This window comes from Pseudomonas syringae pv. tomato str. DC3000 (assembly GCF_000007805.1).
GTDB classification, from domain to species: Bacteria; Pseudomonadota; Gammaproteobacteria; order Pseudomonadales; family Pseudomonadaceae; genus Aquipseudomonas; species Aquipseudomonas avellanae.
The window spans coordinates 1613804-1635901 of sequence record NC_004578.1 but is presented as its reverse complement, the minus strand read 5'-3'; the positions used below and the strand labels follow the sequence as shown (position 1 = coordinate 1635901).

19 protein-coding genes are annotated in these 22098 nt (G+C 58.4%); 6 read left to right on the top strand and 13 right to left on the bottom strand.

The genetic code is table 11. The features are described 5' to 3' along the window. Positions 1–22: 22 nt before the first annotated feature. Positions 23–565: a YaeQ family protein gene (locus tag PSPTO_RS07805; RefSeq protein WP_003377703.1), complete on the bottom strand. Its 543-nt coding sequence runs from the start codon at positions 563–565 to the stop codon at positions 23–25. 333 nt (positions 566–898) lie between these two features. On the opposite strand from PSPTO_RS07805, the gene PSPTO_RS07800 reads away from it, so the two are divergent. Next, on the top strand, positions 899–1738 hold the full coding sequence (locus PSPTO_RS07800; protein ID WP_005765892.1) for a TIGR02285 family protein: 840 nt from the start codon (positions 899–901) through the stop codon (positions 1736–1738). A gap of 172 nt (positions 1739–1910) precedes the next feature. On the opposite strand, the gene PSPTO_RS07795 is transcribed toward PSPTO_RS07800, so the two are convergent. Beyond that, positions 1911–2207 carry a DUF3509 domain-containing protein gene (locus PSPTO_RS07795; RefSeq protein WP_007245377.1) on the bottom strand — a complete coding sequence of 99 codons (297 nt, stop codon included), beginning with the start codon at positions 2205–2207 and terminating at the stop codon, positions 1911–1913. Positions 2208–2494: 287 nt separating this feature from the next. On the opposite strand from PSPTO_RS07795, the gene PSPTO_RS07790 reads away from it, so the two are divergent. Beyond that, positions 2495–3157: a response regulator transcription factor gene (locus tag PSPTO_RS07790; RefSeq protein WP_005765888.1), complete on the top strand. Its 663-nt coding sequence runs from the start codon at positions 2495–2497 to the stop codon at positions 3155–3157. Here PSPTO_RS07790 and PSPTO_RS07785 read toward each other — a convergent pair. The 6 genes from PSPTO_RS07785 to xerD form a co-directional block, all read right to left on the bottom strand. Further along, positions 3130–4461: an EAL domain-containing response regulator gene (locus PSPTO_RS07785; protein WP_161797770.1), complete on the bottom strand. Its 1332-nt coding sequence runs from the start codon at positions 4459–4461 to the stop codon at positions 3130–3132. The genes PSPTO_RS07790 and PSPTO_RS07785 overlap by 28 nt on opposite strands. An 81-nt stretch (positions 4462–4542) precedes the next feature. Beyond that, on the bottom strand, positions 4543–8130 hold the full coding sequence (locus PSPTO_RS07780; protein WP_046463398.1) for an ATP-binding protein: 3588 nt from the start codon (positions 8128–8130) through the stop codon (positions 4543–4545). Between the two features lie 174 nt (positions 8131–8304). Then, positions 8305–9714, bottom strand: coding sequence for a threonine synthase (thrC, locus tag PSPTO_RS07775; protein ID WP_011103569.1), 1410 nt, complete (start codon positions 9712–9714; stop codon positions 8305–8307). 104 nt (positions 9715–9818) lie between these two features. Beyond that, complete coding sequence (locus PSPTO_RS07770) at positions 9819–11123, bottom strand: homoserine dehydrogenase (protein ID WP_005765880.1); 1305 nt, start codon at positions 11121–11123, stop codon at positions 9819–9821. A gap of 146 nt (positions 11124–11269) precedes the next feature. Further along, positions 11270–12010 carry a bifunctional protein-disulfide isomerase/oxidoreductase DsbC gene (dsbC, locus tag PSPTO_RS07765; protein ID WP_007245372.1) on the bottom strand — a complete coding sequence of 247 codons (741 nt, stop codon included), beginning with the start codon at positions 12008–12010 and terminating at the stop codon, positions 11270–11272. Between the two features lie 145 nt (positions 12011–12155). Then, positions 12156–13052 (bottom strand): site-specific tyrosine recombinase XerD, encoded by an 897-nt coding sequence (xerD, locus tag PSPTO_RS07760; RefSeq protein ID WP_005765876.1) that lies wholly within the window; start codon positions 13050–13052, stop codon positions 12156–12158. Positions 13053–13204: 152 nt separating this feature from the next. Between xerD and PSPTO_RS07755 the strand changes: the two genes are divergently transcribed. After that, the gene (locus PSPTO_RS07755) at positions 13205–14629 is read left to right on the top strand and encodes an IS1182-like element ISPsy6 family transposase (protein ID WP_054082654.1); all 1425 of its coding nucleotides are present in this window, start codon (positions 13205–13207) and stop codon (positions 14627–14629) included. Between the two features lie 133 nt (positions 14630–14762). Here PSPTO_RS07755 and rplS read toward each other — a convergent pair whose 3' ends face one another. The 5 genes from rplS to ffh form a co-directional block, all read right to left on the bottom strand. After that, positions 14763–15113, bottom strand: coding sequence for a 50S ribosomal protein L19 (rplS, locus tag PSPTO_RS07750; protein WP_002552524.1), 351 nt, complete (start codon positions 15111–15113; stop codon positions 14763–14765). A gap of 44 nt (positions 15114–15157) precedes the next feature. After that, a complete protein-coding gene (gene trmD, locus PSPTO_RS07745; protein ID WP_005765874.1) occupies positions 15158–15910 on the bottom strand; it encodes a tRNA (guanosine(37)-N1)-methyltransferase TrmD in 753 nt (250 codons plus the stop codon). 5 nt (positions 15911–15915) lie between these two features. After that, the gene (gene rimM / locus PSPTO_RS07740; RefSeq protein ID WP_005765872.1) at positions 15916–16455 is read right to left on the bottom strand and encodes a ribosome maturation factor RimM; all 540 of its coding nucleotides are present in this window, start codon (positions 16453–16455) and stop codon (positions 15916–15918) included. 5 nt (positions 16456–16460) lie between these two features. After that, the gene (gene rpsP / locus PSPTO_RS07735; protein WP_003377687.1) at positions 16461–16718 is read right to left on the bottom strand and encodes a 30S ribosomal protein S16; all 258 of its coding nucleotides are present in this window, start codon (positions 16716–16718) and stop codon (positions 16461–16463) included. A gap of 248 nt (positions 16719–16966) precedes the next feature. Then, entirely contained in the window at positions 16967–18343 is a 1377-nt protein-coding gene (gene ffh, locus PSPTO_RS07730) for a signal recognition particle protein (protein WP_007245370.1), read from the bottom strand. A 215-nt stretch (positions 18344–18558) separates the two neighbouring features. Between ffh and PSPTO_RS07725 the strand changes: the two genes are divergently transcribed. The 3 genes from PSPTO_RS07725 to PSPTO_RS07715 all read left to right on the top strand — a co-directional run bounded on the left by PSPTO_RS07725 (position 18559) and on the right by PSPTO_RS07715 (position 22078). Then, positions 18559–19371 carry a cytochrome C assembly family protein gene (locus PSPTO_RS07725; protein WP_005765867.1) on the top strand — a complete coding sequence of 271 codons (813 nt, stop codon included), beginning with the start codon at positions 18559–18561 and terminating at the stop codon, positions 19369–19371. Between the two features lie 12 nt (positions 19372–19383). Next, complete coding sequence (locus tag PSPTO_RS07720) at positions 19384–20631, top strand: CNNM domain-containing protein (protein WP_007245369.1); 1248 nt, start codon at positions 19384–19386, stop codon at positions 20629–20631. 130 nt (positions 20632–20761) lie between these two features. Continuing rightward, positions 20762–22078 (top strand): MFS transporter, encoded by a 1317-nt coding sequence (locus tag PSPTO_RS07715; RefSeq protein ID WP_011103567.1) that lies wholly within the window; start codon positions 20762–20764, stop codon positions 22076–22078. The last annotated feature ends 20 nt before the right edge of the window (positions 22079–22098 follow it).

The following is a 22098-nucleotide window of genomic DNA, read 5'->3' as shown; positions in this document are numbered from 1 at the left end:
AGGCGGTCAGCGCGGGCCTTTATCAGCCGCGCTCGCCTGTCAGCCATTGCAATTGCACTTCATGCTGACCACGGTCGTCAGTCACGAACACCGTGCCTTCGCTGATCATCACATCCCATTTGATGACCCGCGGCATGTCTTTGGCGAGCACTTCCAGCACATCCTGCGGCACTGCCGCGATGTTGACGTTTTTCAGGTTCTTGATCGCCGGGATGACCTTGCCTTCCCAGACGCGCAAGCTTCCGTAGGCAAGCAGGCTGGTGCGCTCGGTGCGACGCGAACACCAGGTCAGGCGATCGGCATCCGGCTGCCCGACTTCGATCCAGTGCAGGACGCGATCATCCAGGCTTTTTTCCCACAGTGCGGGCTCGTCTACATCAGACAGACCGCGACCGAACGCCAGTTGTTCGTTGTACCAGAAGGCGTAGGCCAGCAAACGCACGGTCATGCGCTCTTCGGTTTCCGAAGGATGCCGGGCAATGGTCTGCTTGACGCTCTCATAAACCCCACGATCAAGGTCGGTAAGGTTGAGTTCGAATTTGTAGGTCGTGGACGGCTGGGCCATGAACGGGCTTCTAGAGTCTGGAGGGAAGACGGCAAGTCTAACCGATGCCGGGCCTGTGAACGAACTTGCTCACGCAGACGCCGTGATTGCACTGATGTGCAGGAACAGAAAAATCGATAGTCTGAAACAAAATCCTGATACAAATTAGCCCATGCAGCCATCTGCAGCGAGCAACCGGACTCCCGGCAAGGGGTTGACGGGGCATTTGAATGTGACGCCACTGGCGCAGCGCCACTCAAAGACCTGCCTCCCCACTTCAGATTGTTGACCCCTTTTCGAGGATGACACCCGCGAATGCCCCCTCCTGCCTCGCACTGCACAACGGCTCGATTGATGCTCGCCCTGTCGCTGGTGGCCCTGTCGTGTGCCAGCCAGGCAAAGGAGACGCTGACCTGGCTGATGCGCGACATACCGCCTTCGACGATTTTCTCCGGGACGATGCGCGGGCAAGGTGCCATTGATCAGCTCATGCCTCTGCTGACCGCACGAATGCCCGAATACGACCATGTGTTGATGCGGGTCAACCGTGCCAGAAGCCTGCAAATGCTCAACGACGCCTCGTCACTGAACTGCGACCCCACGATGTTATGGACCGCCGAAAGGGCCAAAACCCTGCTTTTCTCGATCCCTATCGTCGCCATAATCAGCAGTGGCCTGATTGTGCGCAAAGAAGAAATGTCGACGTTCGAGCCCTATATGGCGGATGGCAAAATCGACTTTGCGGCGCTGATGGCCAGCAATGCCATCAAATTGGGCGTGGTTGCCGAACGCAGTTATGGGGAGCTGATCGACCACACGCTGCAAGGCGTCAACGAAAACGCTCTGATAGCGCACTACGGTAACGATGCCACCGGCAGCCTTTTGCAAATGGAACGCCTGGGCCGTTTGCAGGCCTTTATCAGTTTCTGGCCGGAAGCGCGCTACCAGGCCATGCAGCAAGGCATATCGCCGGATGAGTTGAGTTTTTTACCGATTCAGGGCAATCCGGCCTATCAATTCATTTACATCAGTTGCAGCCATACGCCCGAAGGCGAGCAGGCCATCGCAAAGATCAATCAGCAAATGCGCGAGCTGCGTGAAAGCAGCCTGATGGACTTTTATGCTCAATGGCTGGACCCCTCCCAGCGGGCGAGCTATCTGGAAGACGTCAAGGCGCTGTTCCAGCAGCACTGAGCTGGCAAAAAGAAACCCCGAACAGAGGGGTGGCTGTCCGGGGTCAATATGACCATGACGGTCAGTACGCCAGCCACTGATCACCGGAGCGCAATGATCAAACCTGACGTAATCAATATGAGTACAACTGTCTCCCCTGGTTCAAATACCGTTGACGGCGGTTAAGCAACTGTTAAGCAAAAGACGGAACACCGACAAACGGGCGACTGATCGCAGCGTTGCGCATTGCAGCGATGACACACGGCTCGATCCGCCCTTCTGCGACCATCAGGTCCCGGCGCAGACCGTCTACCACGTCGGTCAGCTGACGTTTGTCGTTCAGTTGATCAGCGCCAAATTCACGCTCGATCACACGGGCACCCGCTTTATCTTTCAGAGTCACCAAACGTTCACCCCGAGAACCCGCCGGACCAATACTGGCCTGATAGGGCGCCAGCGCTTCGCTTAGCAGTAAGCTGATATTTTCCATCCGGATCACCACTCAACAGTTTGAATGCAAAGGTGCTAATCAATGACCGTTGGCGATAAGAGAAAGTTCTATCTATCGCCTGATCGCAGCACCCGTGTGTTATTTCGAGCATGCCTGCTGAATGTGACAAGGAAAAAACCTGAGGCCGGCGACCATAAAAAGCGGGTTTGTAGGAAAAACCGACATAAATTAGCCACGCGTCCTACAGATGCCTATGATCATGATCGCTGCGTTAAACGCTCCCATCCTCTGCAATACCCGACAGCCCTTTCTGATGGAGCCCGGTCTTGAGCGATTCCACTGATCGACCGTTGCGCGTCATCGTGGCTGACGACCACCCTATTTTCCTGATTGGCCTGCGCGCGGTACTGGAACAGGACGACCTGGCGCACGTGGTTGCCGAAGCCGGCAATCCGGACGCACTGCTGCAGGCACTCGCAAGCCTCGCCTGCGATGTGCTGGTGACTGACTTCATGATGCCCGTCGAGCGTCAGAATGACGGCCTGCGCCTGCTGCAGCGTGTGCGCCGGGATTTTCCGGTACTGCCGGTGATTGTCGTGACGACGTTGAGCAATGCCGGGCTTTTTCAGTCCATGCTCGACCTCGGTGTGCGTGGCCTGTTGAGCAAGGCCAGCCTGGCCGGAGAACTGCCTGCTGCGGTCAGGGGCGCGTTGCGCGGGGAAGTTTTTGTCGCCGATTCCGTGCGTCGGGTTTTGCGCGAGGCACAGCAATACGGGCCTGATGCGCTGCTGGCGGCCGAACGCTTGTCCCCAAGAGAGCTGGAAGTGTTACGCCTGTTCTCGGCAGGCCATACGGTTGGCCAGATCGCGGCGCAACTCAATCGCAGCAAACAGACTGTCAGCGCGCAGAAAGTCGGTGCCATGCGCAAGCTCGGCCTGGCCAACGACGCCGCGCTGTTTATCTATTTGCAGGAAAGCGGCATGTCCTGAACCCCGGAGGCCGTTGACCCGTCTTGCAGACGGGAATCACCACGTTCGGCGGCCCAGCGCAGGAACGCTGACGCGGCCATCGGACGTGCAATGAAATACCCCTGAACCGCAGGGTTGCCCAGCGCCAGCAGGCTGTGGAAGTCATCAATCGTCTCGACGCCTTCAACCACCACCGACATCGACAGGCGCTGCGCCATGAGCATGGCCCCGGCCACCACCGCAGATTTGCGCGCATCGTCGGCCATGCCGCGCACGAACTCGGTGGGTATTTTCAGTTCACTGAACGGCAACTGCAAAAGCCGCTCGATGTTCGAAGCGCCCATGCCAAAGTCGTCGATGGACAATTTGCAGCCCTGCATGCACAACCTCAACAGTGCTTCGAGTTGCCAGGTTTCAGGTCGGGCGGCATCCTGCTCGAGAATTTCCAGCGTCAGGGCACTTGCCGGTACGTCATGACGGTCCAGCGCCTGCATGATCTGCTCGGCGAAATCCGCGTGTTGCAGGACTTGCGGATCGATGTTGACGGCGACTGATAACGCCGTTCCCTGCGCTTGCAAGACCTGTGCAGACAACCGCAGCGCCTGATCCAGCACACGCCAGGTCAGCGCGACGGTCAGGCCTTCGGCTTCGATGGTGTCCATGAACCGCCCGGGTGCCAGCAGGCCATGCACGGGGTGCTGCCAGCGAACCAGCGCCTCGACGCCGAGTACTTCGCCTTGCAGGCTGACCTTGGGTTGAAAATAGGCAATCCACTGCTCGGCGACAGAGCGGGCGCCCGCTGCGTCCTGAGGTCCGCCGCCTGTCACGGCAAACAACTCCCGTGCAGACAGCGCGCCCGGAGCGTTCTTTACCGGCGTTGGCGAGGCAAGCTCGGCCCGACTCGGGCCGTAGGCCTTGAGCAGTTCGCAAAGGGCGGTGGCCGAAGCGGGCTTCTGCAGGTAACCCAGCACGGTCAGCCCTTGATTGAGCGCCAGTTGCGCGACGCCCTCCAGCACACATGCAGCGGAAGCACTGAGGATGATCAGCGCCCTAGCCTGCCCGCTTTCAGCCAGAAAGCGAATCAGCTCCAGACCATCAGGTCCGTCCATCTGCAGGTCGCAGATAGCGATATCGACAGGACCGCGGCTGTGCAAGGACTGCTTCGCAGCCTCGACGCTGTCAGCAGCCAGCACATCGAAGACCTGATTGGCGTTGAGCATCTGGTGCAGCGCCATCAACTGGAACGGGTGATCTTCGAGAATCAGAACCTTGAGTGAGTGCACAGTCGCGCCTACGGAATTGGAGCCATCGGGACAGCAATACATTTACTTTAGTCCCTTGTGCAGACATGCCCCATAAGACGTGTCTTAAAAAGCGTTGGCGATCACGATGCTTTTCTGCAGGACTCAATCGCGAGGGGGCGCAGTTTCAGGCACTGCCACCAATTGCATTTCGATATCAGCGCGCAATCCGGTCATCGCGTTCTCCAGTGCCAGCCAGCGCTCGTGCACATCGCTCATACGCTGCTGCCGAACACTGTCGTCCAGCGCCGCGCACGCTCTGGCCAGAGGCACCGCATCAACCAGGCTGGCCGCACCTTTGAGCCGATGCAGGCTGGCGCTCATGGTCTTCCAGTCATTTGCGGTCACGGCTGGCTCCAGCAAGGCGTGCTCATGGCGCAGGTTTTTCCACAGTTCGCTCAACAAGCGCTGCATCTGATCCGGATTGGCGCGCGTCATGTTTTGCAGCGTGCGTATGTCGAAGGTTGGCTCACGCACCCTATCCGCCAGCTCCCGGGCCAGACGTGCCAGTGAAAGCGGTTTGATCAGCAGCCCGTCCATGCCGGCCTGCTCACATCGCGCGGCCTCGTCAGTCATCGCATTGGCGGTACAGCCAATCACCGGGCAGCGCTGTCGTTGCTCCGTCTCTTCTATCTGGCGAATGGCTTCGGTCAATGCATACCCGCTGATGCCTGGCATGTTGCAATCGGTGATGAGCGCATCGAAAGGCTCTTTGCGCCAGATCGACAGTGCCGCCTCACCGCCTTCGACAGGCACGACCCGATGCCCCAGAAACTCGAGCTGCCGGGTCAACACCAGTCGATTCGCCGACATGTCATCGACCACCAGCAGGTTCAGAATGCGCGTATCAGGGAGTGCATCAAGGGTTGCATCCAGGGCCTCGGCAGAAGGCAAAACCGGTTCGGTCACCCTGGCCAGCGGCACGTCGACGGTGACCCGCGTCCCCTTGCCGGGTTCGCTGTGCAGGCTGATATCGCCCTTCATCAGCTCCACCAGTTGCCGGGTGATGCTCAGCCCCAGGCCACTGCCTCCGTAGCGTGCAGCCGTGTCATCGGCAGCTTGTGTGAACGGCTGGAATATCTGCTGCTGACGTGCCGGTTCAATGCCCACTCCGCTGTCCATGATGCCGATGCGCACCCGTGAAGCGTCCGGCGGGTCATCTGATACCTCAACCTTCACGACCACCGCCCCTTGCCGGGTGAATTTCAAGGCATTGCCCAACACGTTATGCACGACCTGACGCAACCTCAGCGGGTCGAGCCAATAGTCGCCACGCGCCTGTTCGGCAAGTTCTAGCCGCAACTCCAGGCCTTTCTCCCTGGCCTGGGCTGAAAAAAGCGCGAGAACGCCCTCGAAAAAAGTCTGCAGAGGCGTGACAACCAATGACAACTGCATGCCACCGGCTTCGATTCTGGCAAGGTCAAGGCTTTCGCCAATCAGCGCCACCAGCTCCGTCGCGGAACGATGAGCCACCTGCAGGCCTTGCGTCGGTTCTTCACCCCGACGCAAGGCCTGCTCACATTCCAGCTCCAGCAAACCGATGATCGCCCCCATCGGTGTCCGGATTTCGTGGCTCATGCTGGCCAGAAAGACACTTTTGGCCTCGTTGGCCTGAGCCGCCAGGCGTACTGCTTGCTCGAGCTGCTGTTCCAGCAGCTTGCGCTCGGTGATGTCGATCCAGCCCCCCAACAAACCCTGCAACTGCCCATCTGCGGCAAAGAAAGGCACCGTCCATTGCCAGACGTTCATGCGCTTGCCGGACAGTTCGATTGTGCGGTCGGAAAAGACCGGCTGATGGTTTTCCAGCAGTGCGAGGTAATCGGCATGCATCTGTTCGGCCAGCGGCCGCGGGATCACTTCGACATCAAGAAGGCGCCGGCCATTCATCTGCTCGAAACTGACGCCCAGGCTCTGCTCGTAGCTGCGGTTGCAGGAAATCAGGCGTCCCTTGAGGTCGCGCACGTAAATCGGATTGGGAATACCGTCGAGCAGGGCATGCTTGAAAGCCAGTTGATCATTGAGCTGGCGTTCAGCCTTGAGGCGTTGGCGAATCTGCACCTTGAGGCGACTGCTCCAGGCCAGCGACACCAGCCCGGTCAACAACGCGAGGGCCACGACCCAGAACACCCACCGCGGAATACGCCCCCACAACGAGGGCTGAGGCAACGACGACCCCAGCCACTTCAGACGAATCGAACGCAACTCAGCAACCGGAAACTCTTCCAGCGCCTTGTTCAGAATGCCCAGCAGCTCGGGCTGGGTCTTGATCACCGAAAACCTGTCGGGCGACCATTTGCCATCGACGCTGCGGGCCACCTTCAGTTGCCCCGACGGAAACAGGTACGCACCGGCCTCATTTTGAATGGTCGCATCGGCCGCACCGCTTTCAACCAGCGCGCGGGCCTGATCGTAGGTCTCGACCAGCCGTAGCTTGATCAACGGGTACTCTCGCTTGATCATGTCCTCGAGCGCATGCCGGGCAGGCAGGGCGAGTACCTGGCCTGACAGGCTGTCGAGCGATACCTGAGAAGATCGATCGGAGTGCACCACGAACATCCAGCTGTTGCCGCCGAACGAATAGGTAAAGTCCAAAAACTTTCGGCGCTCTGCGTTTTCCGCCAGTGTGGTGTTCATGTCGGCCCGGCCGGCGCGCAACACCTCAATGCTCTGCTGCGTGGAGGCTGCTTCCTTGTGTACGAACTGCAAGCCGGTCATGCGCGAGATACGCGCCAGTAAATCCGCGTTCAACCCCACCCAGTGACCATTTTTGTCTTTGTAGATGTAGGGTGGATGTTGCGTGGTGGAGATCGTCACACTCGGATGCTTGAGCAGCCAGCGTCGTTCTGCGCCGCTAAGGCGAATCCGCTGGCCTTCCACATCCGCGCCAAGGCCGATGGTCCAGCGGACGAGCACCTCACGACCGACCGCAGGATCAATACTGTTCAATGCACGATCAATCAACGCCAGCAAGCGCTGTTCATCCTGGCGAGCCGCAAAGGCAAAACCCACCGGGGGCAACTGGCTTTCGAACTTGATCTGCAACCCGAGGTACGGGCGCAGCGCGATGTAGGCCCGGACAATCACTTCGTTACCGATAAAGATGTCGACTTCACCCTGACTCAAAGCCTCCAGCGCGCTGTAGAGGTTAGGCGCGATAATGATCTCGCTGTTCGGGTAAACCCGGTGCACCACATCTGAATCAGCATAACCATCAAGCAGCACCACCTTTTTATCGGCCAGGCTCGATGGTGGGCTCACGTCGTTGCCACGGCCGACCACCACAGATCGATCAGGCATGTACTCGCTGGAAAACGACAGCCCCCTCACACCTCGCTCAAACCCGTTGGCGCTGGTCAGCAGGTCGATTCTGCCTTCGCGCAGCGCCTCGATGGCCTCATCGCGTTTGGCAAACCCCGTTACCTGCGTCGAAATGTTCAGTTGGTCACTGACCAGCCCAAGGTAGTCGGCGCTGATGCCCTGATAGCGATTGCGATCACTGGTGATATCAATGGGTTCGTAATCGGCAATCGCAATGCCGACCCGAAGCACCTTGCGCTGGTCGAGCCATGCCCGGTCACTGGCATCAAGATCAAGGTCTTGCGACACCACGAAAGGCGCTGTCAGGGTGAACGGCAAGCTTTGCGCGGCATCGATTGACCGGGCGAAAACCAGCGCCAACAGCACCCATACCATGCGCCATGCGCGGCCTCTCATTGTGCTGCCTGTCTCCCTGACTCTGCTTTGCATGCTTGCCTGCTTCACCACAAATGACTCAACGCTCTGGTTTGAAAAACCAGCGAAGTTTGCCACGTAGAAACAGAAAGGCCCGCCAAGTGGCGGGCCCAAAGTTGTTACACGACGCTTCTGTCAGAGCGGTTTGCCGCGATTGCCATGCTGGCTGACAAACGCCTGTATGGCTTTCAGGTCATTTGGCAACACGGTGCAACGTTCGTCACGCTCGAACAAATCAGACAAATGTGCAGGTAGCTCCAGCGCTTTTCCTACACCGGCCTTCTCCACTGACTCAGCGAACTTGACCGGATGTGCCGTCCCCAGAATCACCATCGGGGTGTCAAGGCTGCGACGGCATTCGCGGGCAGCCTTCACACCGATAGCAGTGTGCGGGTCGAGCAGCTCGCCGGTGCTGGCGAACACCTCGGCGATGGTCTTGCAGGTGTCTTCGTCGCTGACCGCCAGCGAGTCGAACAGTTTGCGGGTTTCGGTCCAGCGCTCTTCTTCGACACTGAAACCGCCGCCCTGCCTGAAATTGCTCATCAGATCGGCAATCGCCGAGCCGTTGCGACCGTGCATGTCGAACAGCAGGCGCTCGAAATTCGACGAGACCATGATGTCCATCGACGGCGACAACGTTGCGTGCAGGGTTTCCTTGACGTACTGATTGCCGCTCATGAAGCGGTGCAGAATGTCATTGCGGTTGGTGGCAACGATCAGTTGATTGACCGGCAGCCCCATGTTGCGCGCCAGGTAACCGGCGAAGATGTCGCCGAAGTTGCCGGTCGGCACCGAGAACGATACCGAACGCGCCGGGCCGCCCAACTGCAGCGATGCATGGAAGTAGTAGACGATCTGGGCCATGATCCGCGCCCAGTTGATCGAGTTGACCGCCACCAGACGCGTGCCCTTGAGGAAGCTCTGATCGGCGAAGCTGTCCTTGACCATTTCCTGGCAGTCGTCGAAGTTGCCTTCCACTGCGATGTTATGAATGTTATCGCCAAAGATGGTGGTCATCTGCCGACGCTGAACATCCGATACACGGTTGTTCGGGTGCAGGATGAAGATATCGACGTTATCGCAGCGACGGCAGCCTTCGATGGCCGCAGAACCGGTATCGCCCGAAGTGGCACCGATGATCACCACACGCTCGCCGCGCTTGGCCAGCACGTAGTCCAGCAAACGACCGAGCAATTGCAGGGCAAAGTCCTTGAACGCCAGGGTCGGGCCGTGGAACAGCTCAAGCACCCACTCGTTGCCGTTCAACTGGCGCAACGGCGCGACCGAGCTGTGGGCGAAGACACCATAGGTTTCTTCCAGGATCTTCTTGAAATCGGCGTCCGGAATGCTTCCGGCGACGAACGGGCGCATCACCTTGAAGGCCAGCTCGTGATACGGCAGGCCGGCCCAGGAAGCGATCTCTTCCTGTGTGAAACGTGGCAGGTTTTCCGGCACATACAGACCACCATCGCTGGCCAGACCAGTCAACAGCACGTCTTCGAAATTCAATGCAGGCGCTTGCCCGCGAGTACTGATATAGCGCATGGGATCAAACCTTCGGTTTGAGCTGCAAGCTGGAAGCTGGAAGCTGCAAGTCCAAAACGATCGGCGTCTGACTTGTAGCGTGTAGCTGACCGCTTGCGGCTGCCTTAATTAAGATGTTCGACGCGAATACGGACTACCGGGCCCACCACATCCTGCAACGCTTCGAGCGCCTGAATGGCGTCGTTGATGCGTTGTTCAACGACACGGTGGGTCAGCAGAATCATCGGCACCAGGCCGTCGTGTTCTTCGACTTCCTTTTGCATGATCGATTCGATGTTTATGCCGCGCTCGGACAGGATGCTTGCCACCTGAGCCAGCACGCCCGGATGATCCTTGGCCTGGATGCGCAGGTAATAGGCGCTTTCGCACGCCTCGATCGGCAAGATCGGATGCGCGGACAGCGAATCAGGCTGGAAGGCCAGATGAGGCACGCGGTTTTCCGGGTCAGAGGTCATGGCACGCACCACGTCCACCAGATCGGCCACGACGGAAGACGCGGTAGGCTCCATACCGGCACCAGCACCGTAGAACAGCGTCGAACCGGAGGCATCACCGTTGACCATCACGGCGTTCATGACGCCATTGACGTTGGCGATCAGACGATCGGCCGGGATCAGCGTCGGGTGTACGCGCAATTCGATGCCCTGGGCGGTGCTGCGCGCAACACCCAGATGCTTGATGCGGTAGCCCAGCGCTTCGGCGTAGTTCACGTCCGCCGTCGTCAGCTTGGTGATGCCTTCGGTGTAAGCCTTGTCGAACTGCAACGGAATGCCAAAGGCAATGGAAGCCAGGATGGTCAGCTTGTGCGCCGCATCGATCCCCTCGACGTCAAAGGTCGGGTCGACTTCGGCGTAACCCAGCGCCTGGGCTTCAGCCAGCACATCCGGGAACGTGCGGCCTTTCTCGCGCATTTCAGTAAGGATGAAGTTACCCGTGCCGTTGATGATGCCCGCCACCCAGTTGATACGGTTCGCCGACAGGCCTTCACGAATGGCCTTGATGACCGGAATACCACCGGCAACAGCCGCTTCAAACGCCACGATCACGCCCTTCTCACGCGCCTTGGCGAAGATTTCGTTGCCGTGCACCGCGATCAGCGCCTTGTTGGCAGTGACCACGTGCTTGCCGTTTTCGATGGCCTTGAGGACCAGTTCACGGGCAAGAGTGTATCCGCCGATCAGTTCGACGACGATGTCGATTTCAGGGTTGGTCGCAACGGCGAACACATCGCTGGTGGTAGGCGTACTGCCAATCTGGCAGTTGGGGTTTGGTGTACGAACTGCAATTTGCGCCACTTCGATTCCACGCCCGGCGCGGCGGGCAATCTCCTCGGCGTTACGCTGAAGTACGTTGAAAGTACCGCCACCGACAGTACCCAGCCCACATATGCCTACTTTGACCGGTTTCACTGATGAACTCCCCGAAAAACGGCCGATCCTTGATCAGCCGTGAAATCCGCCGCATGTTGCCATGTGGCTACAAATTTGAAGAGGCGCCAAAGGCCCGGGCCTCGTATCACGCACGCTCCTGTAAAGCATGCTTGAGTGCCAAGGAATTACTTGGCGCCCATTGCCAGTTTGGCAACCTGAGCAGCAGGCTGATAACCCGGAATCACCTGACCGTCGGCGAGGACAATCGCAGGGGTGCCGTTGACGCCGATCGACTGACCGATTTCATACTGCTTGCTCACCGGATTGTCGCACTTGGCAGCTTTGATGTCCTTGCCATCGACCATGCGATCCATGGCGCTTTTACGGTCCTTGGAACACCAGACGGCCTGCAACTGTTCGTCACCCGGAGAACCCAGACCCTGGCGCGGGAAGGCCATGTAACGGACTTCAACGCCCATTTTGTTCAACTGCCCGACTTCTTCATGCAGCTTGTGGCAGTACGGGCAGGTGGTGTCGGTGAACACCGTAATGTGCGATTTGGTCTCGCCCACCGCCGGGTAGACGACCATGTCGGAAAGCGGAATGGCATTGATGGTCTTGGAAATGGCCAGACGCTCGGTCTTTTCGGTCAGGTTGACCGGCTTGCCGTTCTGCACCTGAAACAGATAACCCTGCACCACGAACTGACCGTCGGCGCTGGCGTACAGCACGCGACCGCCCTTGAGTTTGACCTCGTAAAGGCCATTGAGCGGGCTCGGCGAAATGCTCTCGACCGGCAGCTCCAGCTGGAGCGAATCCAGTGTCTTGCGAATGGCCTGATCGGGGGCAGCATCTGCAACGGCAAACATACTGAATGTGCTGGCCAGCATGACAGCGGCGGCAGCGAAAATCTGATGCAAACGCATGAAAACTCCTATGACGGCGGACAGGCTGACGGTTGTCGAAAAAAGGAGAGTCAGCCTGGGTATGCGAAACCGGCAAAGCCTATCACATAAGGCTCGCGGGGCCGACCTGGACTGACGTAAGACTCTTCGCAAAATACTTCAATAATCATCCCCGAGGATGATGCTTCGCGTGCATTTCCTGCAGCCGTGCACGCGCCACATGGGTGTAGATCTGGGTCGTCGACAGATCGCTGTGCCCGAGCAACATCTGCACTACACGCAAGTCGGCGCCGTGATTGAGCAAATGAGTCGCGAAGGCGTGACGCAGGGTGTGCGGTGACAGGGATTTGCCGATGCCGGCAACCGTCGCCTGATGCTTGATACGGTGCCAGAAAGTCTGCCGGGTCATCTGGTCGCCGCGGGTGCTGGGGAACAGGACGTCGCTGGGCTTGCCGCCCAACAACTCGTCGCGGGCACCACGCATGTAGCGTTCGACCCAGACGATGGCCTCTTCACCCATCGGCACCAGCCGCTCCTTGCTTCCCTTGCCCATGACCCGCAGCACGCCCTGGCGCAGGTTGACCTGCTCCAGGGTCAGGCTGATCAACTCAGTCACGCGCAGACCGCAGGCATACAGCACTTCAAGCATGGCACGGTCACGTTCGCCGATGGGCTCGCTCAGGTCGGGAGCAGCAAGCAATGCTTCGACATCGGCTTCGGAAAGCGATTTGGGCAACGGTTTGCCCAACTGAGGCATGTCGATCTGCAGGGTAGGATCGACGGAAATCAGCTTTTCGCGCAGCAGGTAGCGGTAGAAGCCACGCGCGCCGGACAGAAAACGCGCAGTGGAACGTGGCTTGTAGGCATTTTCCACGCGCCACGCAAGGTGATCGAGGATCACTTCGCGCCCGGCACCGGGCAGATCGACGTTGCGCTCCTGCAACCAGCCGTTGAACAGCGCAAGGTCACTGCGGTATGAGTCACGGGTATTATCGGACAGGCCCTTTTCGAGCCAGAGCGCGTCGAGAAACCGGTCAATCAGCGGGTGGTCGATGGCAGCCATTTTTACTCATTACGTGTGGAGATACGACAGGAGCGAATCATCAAACAGCAGGCAACAAAAAGGCAGCCCTGACAGACTGTGTGAAAACCTAGCAATCTGCGCAGCGCTCAAAGAAAATGCTCCGTATCGAAAGATACAGAGCATTTTTCGTTATGGCCTACATCCAAGGTGAGTCCCGCAGCCAGACCAGCCTATTCCCGGTCTCGCTGGAAGAGTTGATCCCCGAGGATCACCTCGTTCGTGTCATTGACCTGTACGTTGCCAAGCTCGATCTGGTGCAACTGGGCTTCGATAAAGCGATTCCAAAAAGCACGGGGCGCCCTGCTTATGATCCCGCCGATCAGCTAAAACTCTACCTCTACGGCTATTTTCAGCGGATTCGCTCATCGCGACGTCTTGAAGCCGAGTGTCAGCGCAACATCGAAGTGATGTGGCTGATCAACCGGCTCAAGCCCGACTTCAAGACCATCGCCGACTTTCGCAAGAACAATAAACCCGCCTTCATCGCGACCTGCCGTGCTTTCGTTCGATTTTGTCGCACAGCAGGCTTGATCGCCGGTGAATTGGTGGCCATCGACGGCAGCAAGTTTCAGGCGGTCGCCTCCTCACGGCGTCATGTGAATTTGAAGCAGCTCAAGCGCCAGGAAGAAAAACTGGATAAGCGCATCGCTCAGTATCTGGCCGAGCTGGATGAGGCCGACAAGGCTGAAACCACAGATTCAATTGATCGCAGCGCAATCAAAGCAGCACTGGCACAGCTTGAGGCTCGACAACAGGATAATCAGAGTTGCCAGGCACTGATGCGTTCGATGGGCATCGAGCAGTTCAACACTCATGAAAGCGATGCCCGAATGATGCGCACGGCCAAAGGGCCACGTGTGGCCTACAACGTGCAAACCGTCGTGGACGCCGAGCATTGCCTGATTTTGCATCATGAGGTCACCCAGGATGGCGATGACCGAAAGCAACTGGAGCCGATGGCCAAGGCCGCCAAAGCAGAGTTACAGCAAGATGAGCTGACGGTCACTGCCGATGCCGGCTACTCCAATGGCAAGCAGTTTCAGGCCTGCGAGGATGCTTCGATTACGGCCTATGTACCGCCCAATCGTTCGAAAAACCCTGGCAGTCATGAAGAGCAGCTCTTTGAGCGAAAAGACTTTATCTATGAGGCCGGACACGATCGTTTCCAGTGTCCGGCAGGCAAATGGTTAACGCTAAAACAGCACAACAAAGGTGATCGGATCTATCAGGCTGAGGTCGATGACTGCGCCAACTGCGCGCTGAAAACGCAATGCACTCGAGCCCAGCGCCGTTATGTCTCACGACATGCCCATGAAGAGGCTTTCGAGCGGATGGAGCAAAGAATGCAGGCGCATCCTGAGATGATGGCCAACCGAAGATCCATCGTTGAGCACCCCTTCGGCAACCTCAAGCAATGGCTATTTGGTAATGGCCGTTTCTTGCTGCGACAACTGGAGGGGACAAAAGCTGAAATGGCCTTGGCGGTGAATGCTTATAACCTGAAACGAGCGATTAAAGTGCTCGGTGTGCGCCATCTGATGGCTTTGATGGGCTGAGCGGTCATTTTTTCGTCTGCTGCCAATACAAAACAAAACGCCCCGAACAAGTCGGGGCGTTTGCTTGGGCCTTCATCAGTGTGTTTTCACACAGTCTGCTGAGGCTGCCTTTTTTATGCATCGAAAAACTGTATCAGGACAGTTTTTCCTTGATGCGCGCTGCTTTACCGGACAGGTCACGCAGGTAGTACAGTTTGGCCTTGCGAACGTCACCGCGACGTTTCACAGCCATGCTGTCGATTTGCGGGCTGTAAGTCTGGAAAGTACGCTCAACGCCAACACCGTTGGAGATTTTACGAACAGTGAAAGCACTGTTCACGCCACGGTTACGCTTGGCAATGACAACGCCTTCGAATGCTTGCAGACGAGCGCGGTCGCCTTCCTTCACTTTAACCTGGACGACGATGGTGTCGCCTGGTGCAAAGGTAGGGATCTCTTTGGTCATCTGCTCTGCTTCGAGGGCAAGAATGATTTTGTTAGTCATGCTGGTGCTCCTAAGGTAATCCGTATGGATCGACCATCGATACGTTAACTATCGTCCCGCTCACGGATGTATTCCGCCAGCAGCTTCTTCTCTTCTCCAGAAAGCGAGCGGCTTTCCAGAAGATCAGCGCGTCGTTCATAGGTCCGCCCAAGGGACTGCTGTAAACGCCAACGCCGGATGTGCGCGTGATTGCCACTTAGCAACACGTCGGGAACACGCTGATCCGCATACACCTCAGGTCGGGTGTAGTGCGGGCAATCCAGCAGACCATCCGTGAAGGAATCTTCCTCCGCGGAGTCCACATGCCCTAAAGCTCCGGGCAGCAGCCGCGTAACCGCGTCAATCAGGACCATCGCCGGCAGCTCGCCACCGGAAAGAACATAGTCACCAATCGACCACTCTTCATCGACATGAGCTTCAATGAAACGCTCGTCAATGCCTTCATAACGACCGGCGATGAGGATAATCGCTTCCTCCTGCGCCAGTTCGCGTACCGCAGCCTGATTCAGCTGGCGGCCTTGTGGCGACAGGTAAATCACCTTCGCCGCATCCCCTGCCGCCTGCCTGGCCTGAACCAGAGCATCTTCAAGGGGCTTGATCTTCATCACCATGCCCGGACCACCGCCAAATGGGCGATCATCCACAGTGTGATGGCGATCAGTGGTGTAATCCCGCGGATTCCAACAAGTCAGCTGCAACAGCCCTTGTTTCACCGCACGGCTGGTAATGCCGTATTCGCTGATGGCGGAAAACATCTCGGGAAACAGACTGATGACTTCTATGCGCAGGCTGGCCATGGCATTCAGAAGTCCGCGTCCCATTCCACCTTCATCTCGCCAGCGGCCATGTCGATTGCCAACACGCATTGCTCTGTATAGGGCAACAGGCGTTCACGATCATCAAGGCTGCCCGCGCAGGGCTTTACAACCATTACATCGTTCGAACCGGTTTCGAGCAGGTGATCGATTTTTCCGAGCAATTGCCCGAGTTGGTCGATGACCTTGAGGCCTTCAAGCTGGTACCAGTAGTACTCGCCGTCGTCCAGATCAGGGAACAGGTTGCGCGGCACGCAGATTTCGTAACCGGAGAGAAGACGGGCTTCTTCACGATCATCGAGACCCTTGAGCTTTACGACCAGAAACTTGCTCTGCAAGCGTCCGCTGACCAGCTCCACCTGTTTCTCAACGCTGCCTTCGCGCCGAAGCGTCCAGGTTTTGTAGTCCAACAGGTTTCCAATCGGATCAGTAAAGGAATAGACCTTCACTTCGCCGCGAACGCCATGAACCGAGTAAATCTTGCCAATGACGATCAGATCGTCGGCAGATGCAGGCGTCGCGTTCATAAGACTCAGGCCGCGGCCTTGGTCTTGTTGTGCTCTTTGAGCAGCTGGGCAACGCGCTCGGAAGTTTGTGCACCCACGCTCAACCAGTAGTTGACGCGCTCTTCGTTAACGGACAAACGGATTTCCTGACCACGGGCAACCGGGTTGAAGAAACCAATTTGTTCCTTGTGGGAACCGTCACGAGCGTTGCGGCTGTCGGTTACGGTCAAGTGGTAGAACGGGCGCTTTTTGGAGCCGCCAAGGGCAAGACGGATGGTAAGCATTGAACATCATTCCTGTAGTCGGTGCTGCAAATCTAAGATGCACAGCGGGCATAGGTGCCCGAAAGGCCGCATATTCTAAGGAATATCCCGACTTTTGCAAATGTCTTTTTCCGGCGCCTATCGGCATGCCTTCCAGATTTGCCAAGAAGCTGTCGGTATGACAGCAGGTAAAAGCCCGCATAGCGCGGGCTGGCCGGGGGGTCACCCCCCAGATGGGCAGCGTGCAAAGTGTCTTGCACGCCACGCAATTACATTTTCGGCATGCCGCCGCCGGGGAGCATTCCACCCATGCCGCGCATCATTTTCGCCATTCCGCCCTTGGCGGAGAACTTCTTCATCATCTTCTGCATCTGTTTGTGCTGCTTGATCAGACGCCCGATATCCTGAACCTGAGTGCCCGACCCCTGAGAGATACGGCGCTTGCGCGAGCCGCTGATCAGGTCCGGGTCGCGGCGCTCGGCTGGCGTCATCGAGTTGATGATCGCTTCCATCTGCTTGAACTGTTTCTCGGCTGCGCCCTGGGCGTTGCCCATCTGCGACAGGTTGACGCCGCCGATGCTTGGCAGTTTGTCCATGAGGCCACCAAGGCCGCCCATGTTTTTCATCTGCTGCAACTGGTCGCGGAAGTCTTCGAGATCGAAGCCTTTGCCCTTCTTGAGTTTTTTCGCCAGTTTGTCGGCTTTGTCCTTGTCGAGGGTCTGTTCGGCCTGCTCGATCAGACTGAGCACGTCGCCCATGCCGAGGATTCGCGAAGCGATACGGTCCGGGTGGAACGGCTCCAGCGCCTCGCTCTTCTCGCCCATACCGATGAACTTGATCGGCTTGCCGGTGATTGCACGCACCGACAGTGCAGCACCGCCACGAGCATCACCGTCGACCTTGGTCAGGATGACACCGGTCAGCGGCAGCGCATCGCCGAATGCCTTGGCGGTGTTGGCCGCATCCTGACCGGTCATGGCATCGACCACGAACAGCGTTTCGGCTGGCTTGGTCGCAGCGTGCAGCGCCTGGATCTCGCCCATCATCTCGACATCGACGTGCAGACGACCGGCGGTATCGACGATGACCACGTCGATGAACTTCAGCCTGGCTTCCTTGATGGCAGCCAGGGCGATGTCCACCGGCTTCTGGCTGATGTCGGACGCGAAGAACGTCACGCCGATGTCGTTGGCCAGGGTTTCAAGCTGCTTGATGGCGGCGGGACGGTAAACGTCGACCGACACCACCATCACGGTTTTCTTTTTGCGCTCTTTAAGGAACCGCGCCAGCTTGCCGGCAGTGGTGGTCTTGCCCGCACCCTGCAAGCCAGCCATGAGGATGACCGCAGGCGGCGTGACATTGAGCACCAGGTCTTCGTTGGCGGCGCCCATCAGGCTTTCGAGTTCGGCCTGGACGATCTTCACGAACGCCTGGCCCGGCGTCAGGCTGCGCGACACCTCGGTGCCGACAGCACGCTCCTTGACGCTGTTGACGAAGTCTTTGACCACCGGCAAGGCGACGTCGGCTTCGAGCAACGCCATACGCACTTCGCGCAAGGTATCTTTGATGTTGTCCTCGTTCAGCTTGGCCTTGCCAGTAACGTGGCGCAGCGTCTGTGAGAGGCGGTCAGTCAGATTTTCAAACATGCGCGATCCTTTCAGGCTCTCATCGAGCCCCGGTTGGTGCGGCCCGGCCCGTTATGCAGAAAATGGCGCTCGGCGAGCCTGCGGCTTGAGCAGGTCGCGGATTATAGCGAAGACTCCGCCGCACGGACACCATGCAGACTGCTTCTGTGGTCTTTCGTGATTTGCCGGTTGTATGCCAAACTCAGCGTCTTTATCAGGCCCGTCCATCAGGATCTATGTCCCCTTTGCCACCCAGCCTGCTTCCCAGCCTCGCCGCCGCCGCTCTTTATGCCGCTGCGACCGCCTATCAAGGTGTGCGTCTGAGTCAGACCGCCCGGCCCGACAAACGGCTACTGTGCCTGCTCGGCGCGCTTGCGGTTATCGCGCACGCCATCGGCCTTTATTCCCAGATGACGCATTCTGTCGGCCTTGGCCTGGACTTTTTCAATTCGGCCAGCCTGATCGCCGCTTCGGTGATTGTCGTGACATTGATCGCCACGTCGCGCATTCCGGTGGAAAACCTGCTGGTGCTGCTCTTCCCGCTCGGGATGATCACCGTGCTGCTCGCCCAGTTCGCACCCAGCGGCACGGTGCAGCCGATCATGGAAGAGCCCGGCATCCTCAGCCATATTCTGCTGTCGCTGCTGGCCTACGGCATGTTCACCATTGCGGTGTTTCAGGCCTTGCTGTTGCTGTTGCAGGACTACCGGCTCAAGCACAAACACCCTTCCGGGCTGATCAAGAACTTCCCGCCCCTGCAAACCATGGAAAGCCTGCTGTTCGGCTTCCTCTGGGCTGGCTGGACGCTGCTCTCGCTGTCGCTGCTTTCCGGCTGGCTGTTCGTCGAAAACCTGTTTGCCCAGCATCTGGTGCACAAAACCCTGCTGGCGTTTCTGGCGTGGGTGGTGTTCAGCGTGTTGTTATGGGGACGCAATCGCCTCGGATGGCGCGGGCACAAGGCTATTCGCTGGACCCTGGGCGGCTTCTGCCTGCTGATGCTCGCCTACTTCGGCAGCAAGCTGGTACGCGAATTCATTCTGCACATCTGACGGGCTATGATCATGGATAATCTGCCCCTTGGCCCACTGCTCGGCGTTCTCGCCCTTCTGACGCTCTGGGCCGGCCTGCTGACAGCAGTGGAAGCTGCGCACCATCAGCTCAAGGCACTGCGCGCCGCCAACCGCCCGGACAAGGCTGCGACGCTTGCTGAACTTGCGTTCAACCTGAACAGCCTGATCCTGGTCAACACACTGATCAAAGTGCTGATCACTGTCATCGCCACGCTCATTGCCGTCAGTTACTGGCTGTACAACGGCGCGACCGTGGCATGGCTTGGCACAGTTGGCGTCATATTGGTGTTCGCCGAATACATACCTAGACGCCTGGCGAATCGCTATCCGGTCTCGACGCTGATGCTGGGCAACGGCGTACTGCGCATCCCGATGAAGCTAGTCTGGCCGCTGGCATACATCTTCAACGCGCTCGCCAAAGCGCTGCTGCGCCCGTTTCTGTCACGCCACGTTCAGCCGCAGGAACAGGCCTTCGATGACGATTCGCACACAGCACAGCCGCGCAGCATCGTCCAGGAGCATCACCCGCGCATCAACGTGCTGTCCGGCATCCGTGCGCTGGACAGCATCACCGTCAATGACATTCTGATCCCCCGCAATGAGGTGGACGGCGTCAACCTCGACGATTCGATCGAGCTGATCATCGAACGCCTGATCATCTCTCGCCACACCCGGCTGCCGGTTTACCACAACGACATCAATCAGGTGCAGGGCGTCATCAATACCCGAGACATCAGCCACCTGCTGCCCAAGGGCACCTTGACCAAAGAACAGCTGCTGGCCGTCTGCTACGAGCCGTATTTCGTCCCGGAGAGCACCCCGCTGCAGCTGCAACTGCTGAACTTTCATAAACAGCAGCGTCGTTTGGGTGTTGTAGTGGATGAATATGGCGAAGTGCTGGGCATTGTGACCCTTGAAGACATCCTCGAAGAAATCGTCGGCGAATTCGAAAGCGAGCAGAAGCTCGACAACCCGCACGTCAAGCCTCAGGAAGACGGACGCCTTGAAGTGGAAGGTGCTGCGTCCATTCGCGAACTGAATAAAAGCCTTGGCTGGCACCTGCCGTGCGATGGCCCGAAAACCCTTAACGGGCTGGTGACCGAAGCGCTGGAAACCATCCCGCAGGCGCCGGTCTGCCTGAAAATCGGGCCTTACCGGCTGGAAATTCTCGAAACCGAAGACAATCGCGTAAAGCGTGTGGCTATGTGGCAGAACACGCTCGTACGCACTTTCAAATAGATTCCTGGCCCCGATTACCTCCCGGCCCATTCGGGTTACTCTGCTCGATGCTGCACCCACAATCACAATAATGAACACTTGCCGGAGCCCGGCACCGGCCGACCGGTGAGACGACAGCCAGGGAATCCGCATGACCAGCACCCCGCTCTCTCGCGAAGATAACGACGCACCCGCACAACCGGTGAACTCGGCGACCCGCGTCGCCACTGCCAGCTTCATCGGCACCGCCATCGAGTTCTACGACTTCTATGTCTACGCCACCGCCGCCGCACTGGTGATCGGTCCGGTGTTTTTCCCGCAGACCTCAGGCACGGCACAAATGCTGTCGTCATTTCTGACATTCGGTATCGCCTTTCTCGCACGTCCACTGGGCTCGGCACTGTTTGGTCACTTCGGCGACCGGATCGGCCGCAAGTCGACGCTGGTTGCATCGCTACTGCTGATGGGGGTCTGCACCACGCTGATCGGCGTACTGCCTGGCTACGCAACCATCGGCGCATGGGCACCGATTCTGTTGTGCGTGCTGCGCTTCGGCCAAGGGCTTGGTCTGGGCGGGGAATGGGGCGGGGCGGCCTTGCTGGCGACTGAAAATGCCCCCAAAGGCCAGCGCGCGTGGTTCGGCATGTTTCCGCAACTAGGGCCATCGATCGGCTTTCTGGCGGCCAATGGTCTGTTTCTGGCGCTGGCAATGATCCTGGATGACGAACAGTTTCGTTCGTGGGGCTGGCGAATTCCGTTTCTGCTCAGCGCCGTGCTGGTCATGGTCATGGTCGGGCTCTACGTGCGCCTGAAACTGGAAGAAACACCCGTGTTCGCCAAAGCGATGGCGCGTCACCAGCGCGTCAGTCTGCCGATAGTTGAAACCGTCAGCCAGCACTGGAAGCCCATGTTGCTCGGCGCAGCATCAATGGTGGTCTGTTATGCGCTGTTTTATATCTCGACCGTGTTTTCGCTGAGCTACGGCGTGTCTACGCTGGGCTATACCCGCGAGATATTCCTCGGGCTGCTGTGCTTCGCGGTGCTGTTCATGGCGGCAGCAACGCCATTGGCTGCGCTGGCGAGTGACCGATTCGGGCGCAAGCCGGTGCTGATTGTCGGCGGCGTGCTGGCGATCCTCTCAGGTTTCACCATGGAACCGCTGTTGACACATGGCAGTACCTGGGCCGTGGCGCTGTTTCTGTGCATCGAGCCTTTCTTGATGGGTGTGACTTTTGCTCCGATGGGCGCCCTGCTACCGGAACTATTCCCGACGCACGTGCGCTACACAGGCGCATCGGCGGCCTACAACCTGGGCGGAATCGTGGGCGCATCGGTCGCCCCCTTCTTCGCCCAGAAACTGGTGGCGATGGGCGGCTTGAGCTGGGTTGGCGGGTATGTGTCTGCCGCGGCGCTGATCAGCGTGCTGGCGGTGCTGAGCTTGAAGGAGACGAGAGATAGGGAGCTTTGAGCTGCAAGCTGCAAGCTGCA

Bases quoted from the DNA above. Each gene is read 5' to 3' on its own strand.
- PSPTO_RS07805 (WP_003377703.1), bottom strand. From the start codon at position 565: ATGGCCCAGCCGTCCACGACCTACAAATTCGAACTCAACCTTACCGAC.
- PSPTO_RS07800 (WP_005765892.1), top strand. From the start codon at position 899: ATGCTCGCCCTGTCGCTGGTGGCCCTGTCGTGTGCCAGCCAGGCAAAG.
- PSPTO_RS07795 (WP_007245377.1), bottom strand. From the start codon at position 2,207: ATGGAAAATATCAGCTTACTGCTAAGCGAAGCGCTGGCGCCCTATCAG.
- PSPTO_RS07785 (WP_161797770.1), bottom strand. From the start codon at position 4,461: ATGTATTGCTGTCCCGATGGCTCCAATTCCGTAGGCGCGACTGTGCAC.
- PSPTO_RS07780 (WP_046463398.1), bottom strand. From the start codon at position 8,130: ATGGTATGGGTGCTGTTGGCGCTGGTTTTCGCCCGGTCAATCGATGCC.
- thrC (WP_011103569.1), bottom strand. From the start codon at position 9,714: ATGCGCTATATCAGTACTCGCGGGCAAGCGCCTGCATTGAATTTCGAA.
- dsbC (WP_007245372.1), bottom strand. From the start codon at position 12,010: ATGCGTTTGCATCAGATTTTCGCTGCCGCCGCTGTCATGCTGGCCAGC.
- xerD (WP_005765876.1), bottom strand. From the start codon at position 13,052: ATGGCTGCCATCGACCACCCGCTGATTGACCGGTTTCTCGACGCGCTC.
- PSPTO_RS07755 (WP_054082654.1), top strand. From the start codon at position 13,205: ATGGCCTACATCCAAGGTGAGTCCCGCAGCCAGACCAGCCTATTCCCG.
- rplS (WP_002552524.1), bottom strand. From the start codon at position 15,113: ATGACTAACAAAATCATTCTTGCCCTCGAAGCAGAGCAGATGACCAAA.
- trmD (WP_005765874.1), bottom strand. From the start codon at position 15,910: ATGGCCAGCCTGCGCATAGAAGTCATCAGTCTGTTTCCCGAGATGTTT.
- rimM (WP_005765872.1), bottom strand. From the start codon at position 16,455: ATGAACGCGACGCCTGCATCTGCCGACGATCTGATCGTCATTGGCAAG.
- rpsP (WP_003377687.1), bottom strand. From the start codon at position 16,718: ATGCTTACCATCCGTCTTGCCCTTGGCGGCTCCAAAAAGCGCCCGTTC.
- ffh (WP_007245370.1), bottom strand. From the start codon at position 18,343: ATGTTTGAAAATCTGACTGACCGCCTCTCACAGACGCTGCGCCACGTT.
- PSPTO_RS07725 (WP_005765867.1), top strand. From the start codon at position 18,559: ATGTCCCCTTTGCCACCCAGCCTGCTTCCCAGCCTCGCCGCCGCCGCT.
- PSPTO_RS07720 (WP_007245369.1), top strand. From the start codon at position 19,384: ATGGATAATCTGCCCCTTGGCCCACTGCTCGGCGTTCTCGCCCTTCTG.
- PSPTO_RS07715 (WP_011103567.1), top strand. From the start codon at position 20,762: ATGACCAGCACCCCGCTCTCTCGCGAAGATAACGACGCACCCGCACAA.